The organism is Ruegeria sp. AG1 (assembly GCF_056541705.1).
Window position 1 is genome coordinate 383107 of the sequence record NZ_JBQFYU010000003.1, and the last position, 16572, is coordinate 399678.

The 16572-nt window shown below is 59.1% G+C and carries 15 protein-coding genes and 1 pseudogene; 8 read left to right on the forward strand and 8 right to left on the reverse strand.

Annotation, left to right across the window (positions count from 1 at the left end; translation table 11 throughout):
• Nucleotide 1: 1 nt before the first annotated feature.
• From ACR0B5_RS06365 to ACR0B5_RS06380, 4 genes are all read right to left on the reverse strand, one after another.
• A complete protein-coding gene (locus tag ACR0B5_RS06365) occupies nt 2-1330 on the reverse strand; it encodes a TRAP transporter large permease (RefSeq protein WP_170378176.1) in 1329 nt (442 codons plus the stop codon).
• 11 nt (nt 1331-1341) lie between these two features.
• The gene (locus tag ACR0B5_RS06370; RefSeq protein WP_170378174.1) at nt 1342-1857 is read right to left on the reverse strand and encodes a TRAP transporter small permease; all 516 of its coding nucleotides are present in this window, start codon (nt 1855-1857) and stop codon (nt 1342-1344) included.
• A gap of 114 nt (nt 1858-1971) precedes the next feature.
• A complete protein-coding gene (locus ACR0B5_RS06375) occupies nt 1972-3117 on the reverse strand; it encodes a TRAP transporter substrate-binding protein (protein ID WP_480539279.1) in 1146 nt (381 codons plus the stop codon).
• 26 nt (nt 3118-3143) lie between these two features.
• Complete coding sequence (locus tag ACR0B5_RS06380) at nt 3144-3326, reverse strand: hypothetical protein (RefSeq protein ID WP_170467628.1); 183 nt, start codon at nt 3324-3326, stop codon at nt 3144-3146.
• A 152-nt stretch (nt 3327-3478) separates the two neighbouring features.
• On the opposite strand from ACR0B5_RS06380, the gene ACR0B5_RS06385 reads away from it, so the two are divergent.
• Complete coding sequence (locus ACR0B5_RS06385) at nt 3479-4525, forward strand: LacI family DNA-binding transcriptional regulator (RefSeq protein WP_480539281.1); 1047 nt, start codon at nt 3479-3481, stop codon at nt 4523-4525.
• Nucleotides 4526-4617: 92 nt separating this feature from the next.
• Here the strand turns inward: ACR0B5_RS06385 and ACR0B5_RS06390 are convergent, their stop codons facing one another.
• The 4 genes from ACR0B5_RS06390 to ACR0B5_RS06405 are packed head-to-tail and all read right to left on the reverse strand — an operon-like array spanning nt 4618 to nt 9729.
• A complete protein-coding gene (locus tag ACR0B5_RS06390) occupies nt 4618-5562 on the reverse strand; it encodes a substrate-binding domain-containing protein (RefSeq protein WP_480539283.1) in 945 nt (314 codons plus the stop codon).
• A gap of 41 nt (nt 5563-5603) precedes the next feature.
• A complete protein-coding gene (locus ACR0B5_RS06395; protein WP_480539285.1) occupies nt 5604-6611 on the reverse strand; it encodes an ABC transporter permease in 1008 nt (335 codons plus the stop codon).
• Nucleotides 6608-8134 carry a sugar ABC transporter ATP-binding protein gene (locus ACR0B5_RS06400; RefSeq protein ID WP_480539287.1) on the reverse strand — a complete coding sequence of 509 codons (1527 nt, stop codon included), beginning with the start codon at nt 8132-8134 and terminating at the stop codon, nt 6608-6610. The genes ACR0B5_RS06395 and ACR0B5_RS06400 overlap by 4 nt, the downstream gene beginning before the upstream one ends.
• Before the next feature lie 41 nt (nt 8135-8175).
• Entirely contained in the window at nt 8176-9729 is a 1554-nt protein-coding gene (locus ACR0B5_RS06405; RefSeq protein WP_480539289.1) for a UxaA family hydrolase, read from the reverse strand.
• A gap of 83 nt (nt 9730-9812) precedes the next feature.
• Here ACR0B5_RS06405 and ACR0B5_RS06410 point away from each other — a divergent pair, with 83 nt between their 5' ends.
• The 7 genes and pseudogenes from ACR0B5_RS06410 to ACR0B5_RS06440 all read left to right on the forward strand — a co-directional run bounded on the left by ACR0B5_RS06410 (nt 9813) and on the right by ACR0B5_RS06440 (nt 16419).
• Complete coding sequence (locus ACR0B5_RS06410; RefSeq protein ID WP_480539291.1) at nt 9813-10550, forward strand: GntR family transcriptional regulator; 738 nt, start codon at nt 9813-9815, stop codon at nt 10548-10550.
• Complete coding sequence (locus ACR0B5_RS06415; protein WP_480539293.1) at nt 10547-11599, forward strand: aldo/keto reductase; 1053 nt, start codon at nt 10547-10549, stop codon at nt 11597-11599. Before ACR0B5_RS06410 ends, ACR0B5_RS06415 begins: the two co-directional genes overlap by 4 nt.
• Nucleotides 11589-12017: an RbsD/FucU domain-containing protein gene (locus ACR0B5_RS06420; RefSeq protein ID WP_170720341.1), complete on the forward strand. Its 429-nt coding sequence runs from the start codon at nt 11589-11591 to the stop codon at nt 12015-12017. The genes ACR0B5_RS06415 and ACR0B5_RS06420 overlap by 11 nt, the downstream gene beginning before the upstream one ends.
• Entirely contained in the window at nt 12014-12844 is an 831-nt protein-coding gene (locus tag ACR0B5_RS06425; protein ID WP_480539295.1) for an amidohydrolase family protein, read from the forward strand. The genes ACR0B5_RS06420 and ACR0B5_RS06425 overlap by 4 nt, the downstream gene beginning before the upstream one ends.
• 1 nt (nt 12845) lies before the next feature.
• Nucleotides 12846-13958 carry a fumarylacetoacetate hydrolase family protein gene (locus ACR0B5_RS06430; protein WP_480539297.1) on the forward strand — a complete coding sequence of 371 codons (1113 nt, stop codon included), beginning with the start codon at nt 12846-12848 and terminating at the stop codon, nt 13956-13958.
• Between the two features lie 13 nt (nt 13959-13971).
• Complete coding sequence (locus tag ACR0B5_RS06435; protein WP_480539299.1) at nt 13972-15474, forward strand: aldehyde dehydrogenase (NADP(+)); 1503 nt, start codon at nt 13972-13974, stop codon at nt 15472-15474.
• A 102-nt stretch (nt 15475-15576) separates the two neighbouring features.
• Nucleotides 15577-16419: pseudogene (locus ACR0B5_RS06440) on the forward strand (fumarylacetoacetate hydrolase family protein).
• Nucleotides 16420-16572: the final 153 nt, after the last annotated feature.

Genomic DNA, 16572 nt, shown 5'->3' on the forward strand with positions numbered 1-16572 from the left:
CCTATTTGTAAATATCTGGCAGAAGAACGGTCGAGATCGTCGGCACGTAAGCGATGAAAAGGGTGACGATCAGCATGAACAAGACGAACGGAATGGCGCGATAAGCGATCTTCAGGATCGACTCGCCCGTTATTCCTGCGACCACGAAAAGGTTCAGTCCCAGGGGAGGCGTGATAAAGCCAACGCCCAAAGCTGTGATCATCATGATGCAGAACTGGATCTCGTTCATGCCGATGTCATCTGCCAGCGGCTTCAGGATCGGTGCGAGGATCACGATGTTCGGCGTGGTCTCCATCACGCAGCCCGCTGCGATCAGAATGCCGACCATCATCAGTATGAGGACAAGCGGTTCGTCACTGACCGAGGTGGCGGCTGCCACAAAGCCTTGCGGGACACCAATGATGGCCAGTGCTTCGGCCAAGGGAGCCGAAAAGGCGATGATCGGCAGAATGACCCCGTTCACCTTGGCTGAACTAACCAGCATCGCCGGAAAATCGCTCAGGCTCAGAGTGCGCAGGATGAACCCCATGACGATCGTTACCACTACGGCTGTCGCGCCTGCCTCGGTCGGCGTCAGACGACCCGAAAAGATGCCGTAGAAGATGATGCCGGGCACCAGAAAGGCATACCAACCAGACTTCAGGGCTTTGCCCAGCCGCGAGAAGTACTCGCCCATGCTGATGTTACCACCGCCTTCCCAGCCTTTGAGGCGGTTCATGATGATGTTGGTGGCAAGAATGGACAGAAGGATCGCAATGCCGGGGATCAGAGCGGCCAGGAACAGTGTCGAGGCAGAAATCCCCAAAACAAGGCCGATGATGATATAGGCGATCGATGGAGGGATCAGGATACCGGTACAGGCACCCGCCGCAACAAGAGCACAGGCATATGGCCGGGGGTAGCCCGATTCGACCAGTCGGTCGATCGTCATGCGGCCAACAGCTGCTGCCCCTGCGGCGTCCGAGCCCGAAATCGCGGCGAACATACCGCAGACAAGCACCGTGGCCGATCCAAAGCCGCCCTTGGCGAACTGAGTTAAAGCCTCGGCCACATCAAGAAATTTTCGACTGAGCCCGGTTCTGACGAGGACGTCACCCGTTAAGATAAACAGCGGCACAGCCGTCAGCGCGAAAAAGTCGATGCCAGAGAACAGCTTTTCCCCGACGAGGCTCAAAGGCAGAGCCCCTGACCAGACAAGCATCAGGATCGCGGCCGAACCGATGGCGGCCCAGACGGGAACAGCAAGTGCGACAAGGACGACGAACAGGATGACCGGGCCATAAAAATCCCAGCCGAGGACAACGGATTGATCGAGTTGGTTCCAAAGCATGTCCAGCCCCCTCAGTCGAACAGTTTGTCACCTTCGTAAACGGGGCGACCCGCACGAAGGTCCGCGATGTCGCGGAGGATGGATTGGAAGAGGCGCAGCAGAACCAGTGCGAAACCGATTGGAACGGCCATCAGGAACCAGACACGGCTGATGCGCAGACCGTCTGTTACAGATCCAAATTTTGCGGAAACGTGGACTGTTTCATACGAGTAGTAGAGCGCCACGACCGACACGGCGACCATTACAAAATCCCCAAAGAGATAGAGCAGCGCCTTAATCCGCGGGCTGACATAGTGCATGATCACGTCAATGCGGATATGTCCGCGTTCACGAACCGCAGCTGCAGCGCCGATCCATGCGAGGTAGATGAACGAGTACCGGACGATTTCCTCGCCCCAGATCGAGGAATAGGACAACAGCTCGCGCCGAAGCACTTCGATGAACATCGTCGCCACCAGCATCGTGTAGAACACGAGCAGCAGCCAGCGCTCGGCATTCCGGTTCAGTTCTTGCAGTATTCGTTGCATGCAATCCTCCCGTTCACCGACACCTCAAGGGCAGCCGGCAGCCGGATTTCCAAGTTGTCGTCAGATTTTGGGGCGGCCAGAAACTATGCCGCCCCTGAAACGCGACGAGGCGTATCAAGCATCGTGGACGTAGTAGCGTCCTTTCGTGCCAGCCGCTTCTTCCAGCTTGGCAAAGTTGTCCATGGAACCGGCGAGCTCGACCTTGAACTCGTCCCAATCGGACAGTTGGTATCCACCAGCGGCTTTCCATTCCGCAAGCTGATCCTCGCTGAGGCTGTGGAACTCGACACCTGCTTTGCGCAGTTCCGCCATTGCGTAGGTGCGTGCAGACGGAACCTTGGCCAGGTTCTGATGCGAGGTCAGTTCGCCCGCGAACTCGATGCCTTCCTGCACATCTGCCGGTAGCGAGTTGAACCATTCCAGATTCATCGAGTAAATCTGGCTGTCCGGCACCGCCTGTGTAAAGGTGACATGGCTCAGGATGTCCTTGAAACCAAACACAAAGAGCGCGCCAACAGACGGGTCAAGAGCATCCGCCACGCCCTGCTTGATCGCCGAAGGCGTTTCGCCCCAGGCCACCGGCGTCGGGTTCGCGCCGACCATGCGATAGTACTGCTGCAGCATCTTCGAGCCGGGCACGCGGAACTTGACCCCTGCCATGTCGCCGGGCGTGATCACGGCGTTTCCGCCCTTGCGCACAGCCACAACGCGCGGGTCGATATTGATGTAGAAAAGCGCCTTGAAACCTGCGGCTTCGATCTTGGGGTGTACTTCGGCTTTCCACGCATCCGAGGTCACTAGGTTGGTGAAGCGCTGGTTGGAGCCACAGAAATAGGGCATGTTGATCAGGTCAGCCGCGCTCGCATAGGGCGCGAAATTCGACAGGGAATGCTGCGCGCATTGGATGGTGCCAGCCTGTACCGCTTGCACCAGGGCGCCACCGGCCCCCAACTGACCACCCGGTGCCAGCTTGACATAGACCTTGCCATTGGTGGCGTTCTGGATGTTTTCCTTCAGGTCCAACTGCATGATCGGATAGCTGCGCGATGCACCCAAGACATACGCCGTCGCGAGGGTCATCGTGAATTCCGCTGCATCCTCGCGTTCACGCTCTTCCTTGGCGGTCTGTGCCGCGGCCTCGGTGGACCACAAGGTCCCCGCAGCGCCCGCTATCAACGCTGCAGTAAAGCTGCCGCTTCCTGCCAGCTTTAAGAAGTTCCGGCGTGAAGCCGAAGCCAATTCCTGCTTTTCACGATCCATGTTTTCCTCCCTATGGGTCATGTCATTTATTGTTTTTTTGATTGTGCGGCCGCCTCTTTCCTTAGCGTGACGACAACGAATGCGAGAGATGCCGCGAACAGCAACACCATCTCTCCTACGTCGCCCAGGAACTGGCCGTAGCCAAATGCGCCCGCGACGACGTTGATCAGGAACGCCAGAAAAAGCGCAATGGCCGCGAATATGAACATTGCCAAACCCCCTCCTCTCCGATTCGAAGCCACTGTAAGCGCTTACATTTTGCATTGCAAGCGCTTACACTGTATCTAGACGGGCACGCCAGTTGACCCCACATTCCGAAGGGCGCAAATGGAGCGCCAAAGCCACGAGTGTATTTAGGTAGATGACGAAGGCACCATTTCCAGACGAGCCAAGCCGGGCGTCACCGACACTGGAAGACGTTGCGCAACGTGCAGGCGTTTCGACCGCCACTGTTTCGAGGTGCCTCAACAATCCTACAATGGTGTCCGAGAAAACCCGCGAAAGGGTCCTCAGCGCAGTCAAAACTCTTGGCTACACACCGAATTTCGGGGCTCAGGCCCTTGCCGCCAAACGCACCAGAACCTTTGGCGCGATTATCCCGACGATGGAAAACGCCATCTTCGCACGTGGCCTCCAAGCCTTTCAGGAAGAGCTTCAGAGGCATGGAATAACCCTGCTCGTCGCGAGCTCTTCATACAACCCGGAGCTTGAAGAAGAGCAGATCCGCAGCCTCGTGGCACGCGGTGCGGATGCGCTGTTATTGATTGGCTTCGACCGGACCCCACAGGTTTACGATTTCCTTAAGAAACAACAGATCCCGTGTGTAGTCGCCTGGGTCTATGATCCTGACCAAACGCACCTGTCCATCGGGTTCGACAACCGAAGCGCGATGCAGGCGCTGACCGAGCAGGTACTCGACCTGGGACATCGCACCATTGCCTTTGTCACTGCGGAGAGGGACGGCAACGACAGGGCTCGGCTGCGCTGTGAGGGCGTAGAACAAGCGATGCTGTCTCGGAACCTAGATGTCGGCAACCTGCACGTCATCGAAACGCCCTACTCGATCGACAACGGAGCCCGCGCCCTTGAGGCAGCGATGGAATTGGACCCGAGACCCACTGCAATCCTATGCGGCAACGATGTGCTTGCCGCCGGAGCGCTCAGGCAGGCCCGGAAAATGGGTCTTCAAGTGCCTCGGGATGTCTCCATCACCGGGTTTGATGACATCGAAATAGCAGAGATCGTAACGCCGGCCCTAACAACGGTTCATGTTCCGCATCGCAATATGGGTAAAGGGGCCGCTCGTATGCTGGTCGCTTTGCGCAAAGGTGAGGATGCGGGGTCAAGTGTACAGCTCGAAGCCACGACAAAGATACGCGAGTCACTCGGGCCTGCACCCCAGGCCTAGGACACATGGCCACTAGTTGACCCGAGCTACCTCTAAAGCATCCGGCCCACCCAGTAAGGGAAGGCCGGACAGGTCATCGTGAGTGGATGGTCTTAGTCGTACAGAACGGCCGAGATTTTCGGGTCGTCGATATTCGAGGCATCGTAGTAGTAGAAGCCCGTGTCGATCAGGCTCGGCACTTCTTCACCGTTCAGGGCCGAGACGGCGGCTTTGACGGTTTCATAGCCGATACCAACCGGGTTCTGCGTGATCGCGCCAGCCATCAGGCCGCTTTTGATCGCGTCCTTCTGTGCCTTGCCGCTGTCATAACCGATGATGACCAGACCTTCGGTGCCCAGTTCCTGAACGCCATTCACAACACCGATGGCCGAGCCTTCGTTGGTGCCGAAGATACCATTCAGATCCGGGTTTGCAGTCAGGATTGCCTTGGTCACCTCGGTCGATTTCAGGTGATCGCCCTGACCGTATTGAACGGTAACGACTTCGATATCCGGGTATTTCTCGGCGATACGGTTTACAAACCCGTCGCGGCGGTCGATCCCTGTACGGCTGGTCTGGTCATGCGCCACAACAGCGACTTTGCCCTTGCCGCCGATCTTCTCGGCCATCTTGTCCGCAGCCAGACCGGCCGCTGCAAGGTTGTCTGTAGTTGCGGTCGAAAGCGGGATGTCGCTGTCGACGCCGCTGTCGAAGGCGATAATTGGGATGCCTTTGTCATTGGCCTGTTTCAGCAGCGGGATCGCCGCCTGGCTGTCCAGCGCGGCGAAACCGATGGCTTTGGGATTGTTGGCCAGGGCAGCCGCCAGCATGTCGATCTGACGGTCCACCATGGTTTCGTTGTCAGGGCCTTCGAAGGTGATGGTGACGTCAAACTCATCCGCCGCCTGCTCTGCGCCGGACTTCACCGCCTGCCAGAACTGGTGCTGGAAGCCCTTGGATACCAGCGGGATATAGATTTCTTCGGCAGCCGCCATCGAGGCGGGACCTGCCAGGGTGGCCGCACTCAGCGCCCCCAGAATGAAACGACGTGAAAACATGTTTTCTCCTCCACAGTTGGTCGTTTTCTATTTTGTTATTCTCAGCCGGATTTCTTGCGCCGTGCCATGTCGGCATAGACGGCCAGAATGATGATTGCGCCGGTGACAACGGTCTGCCACTCCTGCGCGACGGACAGGACACGCAGCCCGTTGGTCAGCACCGCCATGATCAAGGCGCCGATCAAGGTGCCAAGGATCGTGCCGCGACCGCCCGACAGCGATGTGCCACCGATGACAACCGCCGCGATGGCCTCCAGCTCATACCCGAGACCCAAAGCAGGCTGTGCCGAGTTCAGACGCGAGGCGATCAGGATGCCGCCGATACCGCAGATAGCCCCGGCCAGTGCATAGATGCGGATCTTCCACATATCGGTGTTGACACCGGACAGGCGCACGGCCTCTTCGTTTGACCCAAGCGCAAAGGTATAGCGGCCCAGAACTGTGCGGCTCAGAATATAAGAGGCAGCGATCGCGACGATGAATAGGATCAGCACGCCATTGGGGATGGGCAGCGCGGGGAAGACCTCTCCGATCAGCGATCCGCGCGAGATTTGGTCAAAGCCCGGCGTGTCGTTGAAGTAGATCGGTCGCGTCCCCGAGATCACCAGCGAGAGACCTTTGAGGATCAGCATCATGCCAAGCGTGGCGATGAAGGGGGGGATTTTCATCTTGGCGACGAATGTTCCCGAACACAGGCCACAGAACGCACCCGCCGCGATTGCGGCCGCAACACCCAATAGCAACGGCATGCCCAGATAGGTCAGCACAACCCCCGCGATCACCGCGCAGAAGGTCATCAGCGTGCCCACCGATAGGTCGATCCCACCGGTGATGATCACCAAAGTCGCAGCAACCGCCAGTACACCGTTGACCGAGGTCGCCTGCAAAATTGCAATCATGTTTGAGGTTTGCATGAAGTTCGGCGACGCGATCGAAAAGCCGATCAGCAGCGCGATCAAGCTCGCGAAGGCCAGCATTTTCTGGTAGGCGCCGCTTTCCGACAAACCCCCGAGGAGTTTTTTCTTGTCGATATCCGTAGCTGTGGTCATTGCATTGTCCCCGTTACCTGCATCGCCGCCGCCCGTTGCGTGGCCAGATGCATGATGTCTTCCTGAGTGGTGTCTTTTCCGCCGGGCAGAATGCCGGTCAGCCGGCCCTCGCACATCACGGCGATGCGGTGGCTGAGGCGCATGATCTCGGGCAATTCGGACGAGATCACGATGATCGTCTTGCCCTGCTCTGCCAGCTCCTCGAGCAGTTTGTAGATTTCGGATTTTGCGCCGACGTCGATGCCTCGCGTGGGTTCATCGAAGATCAGGATATCGCAATCACGCAGCAGCCATTTGGCGATGACCACCTTTTGTTGATTGCCCCCCGAGAGCAGCCGAACCTCTTGTACATCCGATGGCGTCCGGATGCCCAGCTGTGCGATATAGCCTTTAGCGGTGGTGCTGATTTCACTGTCGTTCAGAACGCCGCCGGTGCTTGTGAAAAGATCCATTGAAGCCAGAGCGATATTGTCCCGCACATTCATCCCCGTCGCGAGGCCGAAATGTTTGCGATCCTCAGATAGATACCCGATCCCGGCCTTCACCGCGTCAGTCGGCGACTTGATCGAGACCACGTGACCATGCACTCGGATTTCACCGGCATCTCTTGGATCAGCGCCAAAGATTGCCCGCGCGACCTCGGTCCGGCCAGCACCCATCAGACCGGCAAAACCGAGTATCTCGCCTTTCTGAACCGAAAAGCTGACATCTTGGATTTCTTTGCTGCGGCTTAGGCCCGTGACTTGCAGTGAGACCTCGGCGTCGCCCAGTTCAGGTACGTCCAGAGGTTCCTCATTCACCTCGCGCCCCACCATCATCGCGATGATCTGGCTGATTGGCGTTTCTGCGGCACCCACAGTGCCGACATATTCCCCGTCGCGCATGACCGTGACCCGGTCCGAGATCTGCTTCAGCTCGTCCATTTTGTGGCTGATATAGACGACGCCCACACCTTCAGACTTGAGGCGGCGGATGATCACGAACAGCTCGGCAATCTCGGCGTCATTCAGGGCGGCGGTCGGCTCATCCATGATCAGAACTTTCGACCGGAAGGACAAAGCCTTGGCGATCTCGACCATCTGCTGTTTTGCAATGGTGAGGCTACCGACCAGCGCCTTGGGATCGAGGTTCAGGTTCATCGAGGCGAAAATCTCGGCCGTTTGCGCATTCAGCGTGGCTTCGTCCAGACGGCCAAAGCTTTTGCGTGGCTCACGCCCGATGAAGATATTCTGCGCGACGGTCAGGTCATTCATCAGGCTCAGTTCCTGATGGATGATGCCAATTCCCAGATCCTGCGCCTCGCGCGGGGTGGTTGGGCTAACGGATTTCCCCTCGATCACCAGATCGCCGCCGTCGCGCTGATAGATACCCGAGAGGATCTTCATCAGCGTGCTTTTCCCGGCACCGTTCTCGCCCATCAACGCGTGAACTTCACCCGGAAACAGATCGAACTGCACGGATTTCAGCGCATGCACACCGGGGAAGTGCTTATCAATCCCCGTCATGTCGACCAGTTTCGTCATTTCTCCTCCCATTCTGCCCCTCTCCCCAAGGGCGGTGCGGCTTACATCACCGCGCCGATTTGCCAGGGAACGAACTCGACGCCCCCAAAGCCAAGTTCCTCACTTTTGGTTTTCTCGCCCGAGGCGACACGGATCAGTATCTCGAACAGCTCTTCGCCTTTGGTTTCGATGCTGACGCCATCGGTGACGATGTCGCCGCAGTTCAGATCCATGTCGTCTGCCATCCGGGCATACATTTCCGAGTTGGTCGCCAGTTTGATGCAGGGTGTCGGCTGATAGCCGGACACCGAGCCACGTCCGGTGGTGAACACAATCAGGTTCGCGCCTGATGCCACCTGCCCCGTGACCGAGCATGGATCAAATCCGGGGCTGTCCATGAAGACAAACCCGTGTTTGTCCACCTTCTCACCGAACTTGTAGACGTCGCGCAGAGGTGCCGTGCCGCCCTTGGCAACAGCACCCAGCGATTTCTCCAGAATGGTCGTCAGCCCACCGCGCTTGTTGCCGGGGCTTGGGTTGTTGTCCATCTCACCGCCATTGCGCTCGGTATAGTCTTCCCACCAGTGGATACGCTCTATGAGCTTTTCGCCCACTTCGATGGTCTCGGCCCGGCGGGTCAACAAATGCTCCGCCCCGTAGATTTCAGACGTCTCGGACAGGATTGTCGTTCCGCCATGGCGCACCAGCAGATCTGAGGCATACCCAAGGGCTGGATTGGCCGTGATCCCGGAATACCCGTCGGATCCACCGCATTGCATTCCAACCGTGATCGCACTGATGGGTGCGGGCGCGCGCTCGGCTTGATTGGCCAATTCGGCGATCCCCCGCAGCTCATCCAGCCCGCGTTCGATGGTGCGGCGCGTGCCGCCCTCGTTCTGGATGGTCATATAGCGCAATACGCCATCGGTGCGGATCGGGCGTCCTCCGACAAGATCTGCGACTTGCATGACCTCGCAGCCCAAACCAATCAGCAGGATACCTCCGAAATTCGGGTGCTGCGCGTAACCGGCCAATGTGCGGAACAAGGTCGCATAGCCTTCATCCTTGCCTGACATACCGCAGCCTGTGCCATGCACGATCGGCACGACGCCATCCACATTGGGAAAGCTGTCCAGTAGCCCGGACTTCTCGGCCGCTTCGGCGATGAACTTGGCTACCGAGCCCGAGCAATTCACGCTGGTCAGGATGCCGATATAGTTCCGCGTCCCTATCCGGCCATCGGCACGATGATACCCGTCAAACGTCCGATCAGCGGCGAGCGCCGGCAGCGGAGTATTGGCGCTGGCATGCGCATAGTCCTGTTGATGCGCGCCCATCCCCAGATTGTGGACATGGATGTGATCCCCCGGTTCGATGTCGCTTTTGGCCTGACCGATGATCTGGCCGTAACGGATCACGTTTTCGCCAGCCCGAATCGGCATCGTCGCAATCTTGTGCCCGCGGGCCACTTGCGAGGTCAGAGGTGTCGGCACATGTGACGGCTGCTCGCCCGACTGCAAGTCACGCAGGGCAATAACAATATTGTCATCAGGGTTAAGCTGAACGACATCCCGCGCCGCCTTTTCCAGAACATTTATGCCGTCGTGTGCTTGCATCACTTCCCCGCTTGCTTGGTCCATGTTGCTAAGTGGTAGATCTTCTCTTGTCAACTAACATGTTAGAATGTTAAACCCTGACCATGAACAAGCTCCAAGATATTGACGCCTCTCTCCTGCCCGAGATTACGACCACCGAAGGATCGCTGGCTCAGCGGGTTCACCACGCTTTAAAAACGGCGATTCTAGCGCTGGACTTTCCGCCAGGCGCGAACCTACGGAAGGCCCCGGTTTGCGAGCGTTTAGGCGTGTCACGCGCGCCTGTTGCGGACGCCATCGCCCGCCTGGCATCTGAAGGTCTGGTGGATGTAGTCCCGCAATCCGGGACGCGTGTGTCCTATTTCTCGATGGATGAGATCCGCGAAGGTGCCTTTCTGCGCGAAGCACTCGAACTAGCAACCGTCGCCAAAGTGACGCGGGACCTGACCGAAGATCAGCGCAAACGCCTCAGCCGCAATATGCGCCTGCAAGAGCTTTTGATCGAAGATGATGATATTCCCGGCTTCTATCAGGCCGACGAAGAGTTTCACGGTATGCTGATGGACTTCACCGGCTTCCGTCACCTCGCCAACGTGGCGCAGAATGTTTCTCTGCAGGTGAGCCGGGCGCGGATGCTGCTGCTGCCGACCCCGGGCCGGATTGCGGAAACACTGGCGGAACACAAAGCCATTTTTGACTCGATTTGCAGCCGCAACGAACAGACCGCTCAGGACGCCATGCGCGCCCACTTGGGACAGTTGATGCCGCGCATCGAGGAACTCAGGCAGCAAAAGCGCCACCTTTTCAATCTCACCCAACAGTCGCACAGCGAGGCAGGATGACCGTTTCACAGACAGAATTGCTCAATAACCGCACCGCGCGGCCCGTTCCGCTGACCCGGATGGGATTTGGCGGTGCCCCGCTGGGAAACCTGTACCGCAAAGTGTCGGATGAGGACGCGCAGGCCGCGCTTCAGGCCGCCTATGATGCGGGTATCCGTTTCTTTGACACCGCACCGCAATACGGGCTTGGACGGTCCGAGCGCCGCTTTGGCGAGGCGATTGCCCGCTTTGGACGCGAGAACATCCAGCTGTCCACCAAGATCGGGCGTCTTCTGCTGGATTGCGAACCCCATGAGGTCACGCCCGAGGCCTTTGTAGACGTTCCGCAAAAACGGATCGTGTTCGACTATACCTATGACGGGGTGATGCGGTCCTACGAGGCCAGCCGTGAGCGCATCGGGGTCGCAAATGCCGACATCCTTCTGGTGCATGACGTCTGCGTCTTCAGCCAGGGCAGTCAAGAAATGTCCGACGCCAAGGTGCGTGAGCTGTTCAACGGAGGCGGCTACAAAGCCTTGGCTGAGCTGCGCGACGCAGGAGAGATCGCCGCCATCGGCGCAGGCGTGAACGAATGGCAGGTGTGTGAAAAGCTTCTGGGCCTGGGTGATTTCGACGGCTTCCTGCTGGCTGGTCGCTATACGTTGCTTGAGCAAGAAGCATTGGACAGCTTCCTGCCCCTTTGTGAAAAGCGCGACGTGGGGATCATTTTGGGTGGGCCCTACAACTCCGGCATCCTCGCGACCGGAGCCGTGCCGGGTGCAAAGTATAACTATGCCGATGCGCCCGAGGACATACTGGCGCGCGTCCGCAAGATCGAGGCCGTTTGCGCCGCGCATGACACCCCTCTGATCGCGGCGGCCCTGCAATTTGTTCTGGGTCATCCGTGCGTCAAAACAGTCGTTCCGGGTGCCGTCAGCGCAGCCGAGGTGCAATCCAACGTGGCCCTGCTAGAGCGGGAAGTACCCCCGGGCCTCTGGTCTGATCTGCGGTCCGAGGGGCTGATCCGTCCGGATGCACCGCTTCCGAGTGAGGCCGCCGATGCTGCGTAACATCGACCCCATTCTGTCGCCCGACCTGCTGCATGCGCTTAGGACCATGGGGCACGGCGATGAAATCGTGATCGCTGACGCGAACTTTCCCGGCACAAGCACCGGCCCGGATTGCATCCGCGCGGATGGCTCGACCGCCAGTGAGGTGCTCCGGGCTGTGCTGTCCGTGATGCCTCTGGATACATTCGTGACCGACCCGGCCCTGACCATGCAGGTGGTCGGTGATCCGGACGCAATTCCCGAAGCCGTCGCCGATTTTCAGAACATCATCGACGCGACAGCGGACAACCCGGCCAAGGTACAGGGGCTTGAGCGGTTTGCCTTCTATGAGCGTGCGGCGAACGCGTTTGCCATCGTTCAAACGGGTGAGCGTAGGCTCTATGGCAATATCATCCTGAAAAAGGGCGTCATCGCATGAGGATTGACGCGCATCAGCACTTCTGGGCCGTGGCGCGGGGGGACTATGGCTGGTTGACGCCTGACTTGGACGTGATCTACCGCGATTTTACCCCCGATGATCTGGCCCCGATGCTGAAAGACGCCGGCATTGAAGGCACCGTGCTGGTGCAGGCTGCTCCGACGGTGGCCGAGACGGAATATTTGCTGTCCCTGGCCGACGAGACCTCATTTATCAAAGGTGTTGTAGGTTGGGTCGATTTCGAAGCCTCGGATGCGGCGACCCAGATCGCGGCGTTGAATGCGCACCCGGCGCTCATTGGGCTTCGTCCGATGATCCAGGATATTGCCGACCCGCTCTGGATGTTGGGCGACGCTCTGACCCCCGCTTTTACCGAACTTATTGCGCGGGGTCTGACGTTCGACGCATTGACCTTGCCGCACCATCTGGGACCGCTCAGAAATCTACTGGCGCGTCATCCGGACATGAAGGTTGTCATTGATCACGGCTCCAAGCCACTGATCCGGGACGCAATACTCGAGGGTTGGGCCGCGGATATGGCAGCGCTAGCCAGTGAGACCAACGCATGGTGCAAACTGTCCGGCCTTGTCACCGAAGCCGCATCCGATTGGACAGTCGATGATCTGCGACCCTACGTGGACCACCTTCTGAACAGTTTCGGCCCGTCGCGCCTGATCTGGGGCAGCGACTGGCCGGTTTGCACCTTGGCCAGCAGCTACGAGCGCTGGCTGGAAACTACGGACGTTTTGCTGAGCCAACTCAGCAGCTCCGAACGCGATGCCGTGATGGGTGGCAACGCCGCGCGGGCCTATAACCTCAGGGATTGATATGACTCTACCAAACCTGGACTCCAACGGGCTGTGGCTCGGACGTATTGAGCGCGCCGGGATTGGCCCCTGCGTTGTGATCCTGCGCGATGGTCGCGTGGTCGATATCACATCGAAAACTGCGCCAACCGTCCGGGATATTCTCGAGCGGGACGATGCAGCGGACTACGTCCGTGCGGCGCAAGGCGAAGACCTTGGCCCGTTTGACGCGGATCATCAGTGGCTCGCTCCGTGTGACTTGCAAGCGGTCAAAGCTTGCGGCGTCACATTTGCCGGCTCCATGGTCGAGCGCGTGATCGAGGAACAGGCCGCAGGTGATCCGGCCAAGGCCGAGGCGATACGGTCGCGCATCGGCGCGCGGATTGGCGACAGCCTGTCCAATATCACGCCCGGCTCGGATGAGGCCGCAAAGGTCAAAGAGGCGCTGATCGAAGAAGGTCTCTGGAGCCAGTACCTCGAGGTCGGAATCGGACCGGATGCCGAGGTATTCTCCAAAGCGCAGGTTTTGTCTTCGGTCGGCTCGGATGCGGATATCGGGTTGCACCCGATTTCTACCTGGAACAACCCCGAACCTGAGGTGGTTCTGGCCGTAACCTCTCGCGGCGAAATCAAGGGCGCGACCTTGGGCAACGATGTGAACCTGCGCGATGTCGAGGGGCGCTCGGCCCTGTTGCTCAGCAAGGCCAAGGACAACAACGCGTCATGCGCGATCGGGCCGATGATCCGGCTGTTCGATGATGGCTTCACCCTCGACGACGTGCGCAAGGCCGAGTTGACACTGACTGTCACCGGACCCGATGGGTTTGTTCTGAATGGCGCGTCTTCCATGTCCCAGATCAGCCGCGATCCGGCGGATCTTGTGAAACAGACCATTGGACGCCATCACCAATACCCGGACGGGCTGATGTTGTTTCTGGGCACGCTCTTTGCCCCAACCCAGGACCGTGACACGCCCGGAGGCGGCTTTACACATAAACTGGGCGATCTCGTCACCATCGCCAACAGCCAGCTTGGGGCGCTGACAAACACGGTGCGCCTGTCCACGGAATGCCCTGAATGGACCTTCGGGGCCTCTCATCTGATGCGAAACCTCGCCCAACGCGGCCTGCTTTAAGAAAGAACTAACCATGTTGACTGGAAAACACCTGATCGCTGGCGAATGGGTCGGCGCAGACGCCACTTTTGCATCGGAACCTGCCCATGGCCCCAGCCATGACTTTGCCGTGGGCACGCCTACGCTGGTTGACCGTGCCGTAGGCGCCGCCGAGGAGGCTTTTGCCTCGTTCGGATGGTCGACCCGGGCCGAGCGGGCGGCCTTGCTGCGCAAGATTACCGACGAGATTGACGCACGTGGCGATGCGATCACTGAAATCGGAACGCAAGAAACCGGCCTGCCCGAGGCCCGTTTGCAAGGCGAACGTGGCCGCACCGTCGGTCAGCTGCGCCTGTTCGCCGATCACATAGAGGCGGGAGAATATCTGGACATGCGCCACGACCCGGCCATGCCCGACCGCGAACCCCTGCCTCGCCCGGACCTGCGCATAATCCAGCGCCCGCTGGGGCCTGTAGCTGTGTTCGGCGCGTCCAACTTCCCGCTGGCCTTCTCGGTCGCAGGGGGCGATACGGCGGCCGCGTTGGCCGCAGGCTGCCCCGTCGTGGTCAAGGGCCATTCGGCGCATCCAGGCACGGGTGAAATCGTCGCGCAGGCTATCGACGCTGCCATCAAGGCGAAAGGCGTTCATCCCGGTGTGTTCTCTTTGGTACAAGGCGGCAAGCGGGACGTGGGAACGCGTCTGGTGCAGCATCCTCTGATCCGGGCGGTTGGATTTACTGGCGGCCTTGCTGGTGGTCGCGCCCTGTTCGATCTGTGCGCGCAACGCGATGAACCAATTCCGTTCTTCGGTGAGCTTGGCTCGGTCAATCCAATGTTCATCCTGCCGCAAGCCGCCGCCGCGCGCGGGACTGAAATCGGGGCCGGCTGGTCGGGCTCATTGACCATGGGAGCAGGGCAGTTCTGCACCAATCCCGGTATCGCGGTTATCATTGACGGCCCCGAGGCAGATGCGTTCCAGTCCGCCGCCGAAGCTGGCTTGTCCGCTATAGCCGAGCAAACCATGCTGACCGATGGTATCGCCGACGCCTACCGTCAGGGCGTTTCGCGTGTTGCAGCGGGCACCGGGGTCACCCAGATCATAGGCAACAGCTGCGCGACGCGTGATGCGGCCCCCTACCTGTTCACGGTGTCTGGCGATGACTGGCTGGCCGATCACAAACTGCAAGAGGAGGTCTTTGGTCCCCTCGGCATCGTGGTCCGCGTCCGCGACACGGCGCAGATGCAGCAGATTGCACGCGCCATCGAAGGCCAGCTGACCTGCACGTTGCATCTGGACCTGGGCGACAAGCCCGACGCAGAGGCGTTGCTGCCACTGCTGGAGCGGAAAGCCGGGCGCTTGCTGGCCAACAGCTTCCCCACAGGGGTCGAGGTTTGCGACAGCATGGTTCATGGCGGCCCCTACCCGGCATCGACGAATTTCGGCGCGACATCGGTTGGCACTCTGTCGATCCGTCGTTTCCTGCGGCCGGTCTGCTATCAGGACATTCCAAATGATCTGCTTCCTGAGGATGTTTAACGCTTCAGGATGCGCTTTGCGGGCAATGTCATCAGAAATACCATCGAACAGCCGTTTGCCATTGGCGCCGGCTGAACGAGCCAAGCAACGAAGGAACTCGATATGAAACTGCTTCGCTATGGCCCGAAGGGTGCTGAGAAACCTGGGCTGCTGGATGCCGAGGGTACGATCCGCGATCTCTCGGGGGAGGTTAACGACATTTCGGGCGAGGCGCTGGGAGATGAAACGCTTACACGGTTGCGTGCGTTGGATCCCTCTACCCTTCAAAAAGTCGAAGGCACCCCCCGAATTGGCGCCTGCATCGGTCGGGTGGGAAAGTTCATCTGCATCGGTCTGAATTACGCCGATCACGCCGCCGAAAGCGGTATGGAACTGCCGCAAGAGCCGGTGATTTTCTTCAAAGCCACCTCAGCGATCAATGGCCCGGACGATACCGTCGAAATTCCGCACGGCTCGGTCAAAACCGATTGGGAGGTCGAACTGGGCGTCGTCATCGGGAAAGAGGCCAAGTAAATCTCGGAAGAAGAAGCGCTGGATCATGTTGCAGGCTATTGCGTCGTCAACGACCTGTCCGAGCGTGATTTTCAACTTCACCGCTCTGGCCAGTGGGTCAAGGGCAAATCGGCTGACACGTTCGGCCCCATCGGCCCATGACTGGTCACACGGGATGAGATCTCTGACCCGCAGAACCTGCCGATGTATCTTGAGGTGAACGGGCATCGCTATCAGGACGGCTCGACCAGAACGATGCATTTCGGTGTCGCGACGGTAATCTCGCACCTGTCGCAATTCATGTCACTACAACCCGGTGATGTGATCTCGACCGGGACACCTCCGGGCGTGGGTTTGGGGCAGAACCCTCAAACCTATCTGAAGCCAGACGACCAAATGGAGCTAGGGATCGAAGGGTTGGGTGTGCAACGACAGAGTGTCGTCGCCGGGTAACCGATAGCGTCCTTTCTATCGGACGCCATTGTATCAACAAAAAAAGCGCCGCCCTGTGTTTTGGCGGCGCTTTGATTGTTTGTGTTTTGGTGCGTTTATTCTGCGGCCTGTGGTGCCTCGGCGTGTTTGTCACGCTGGCTGTCGCGGAACAGT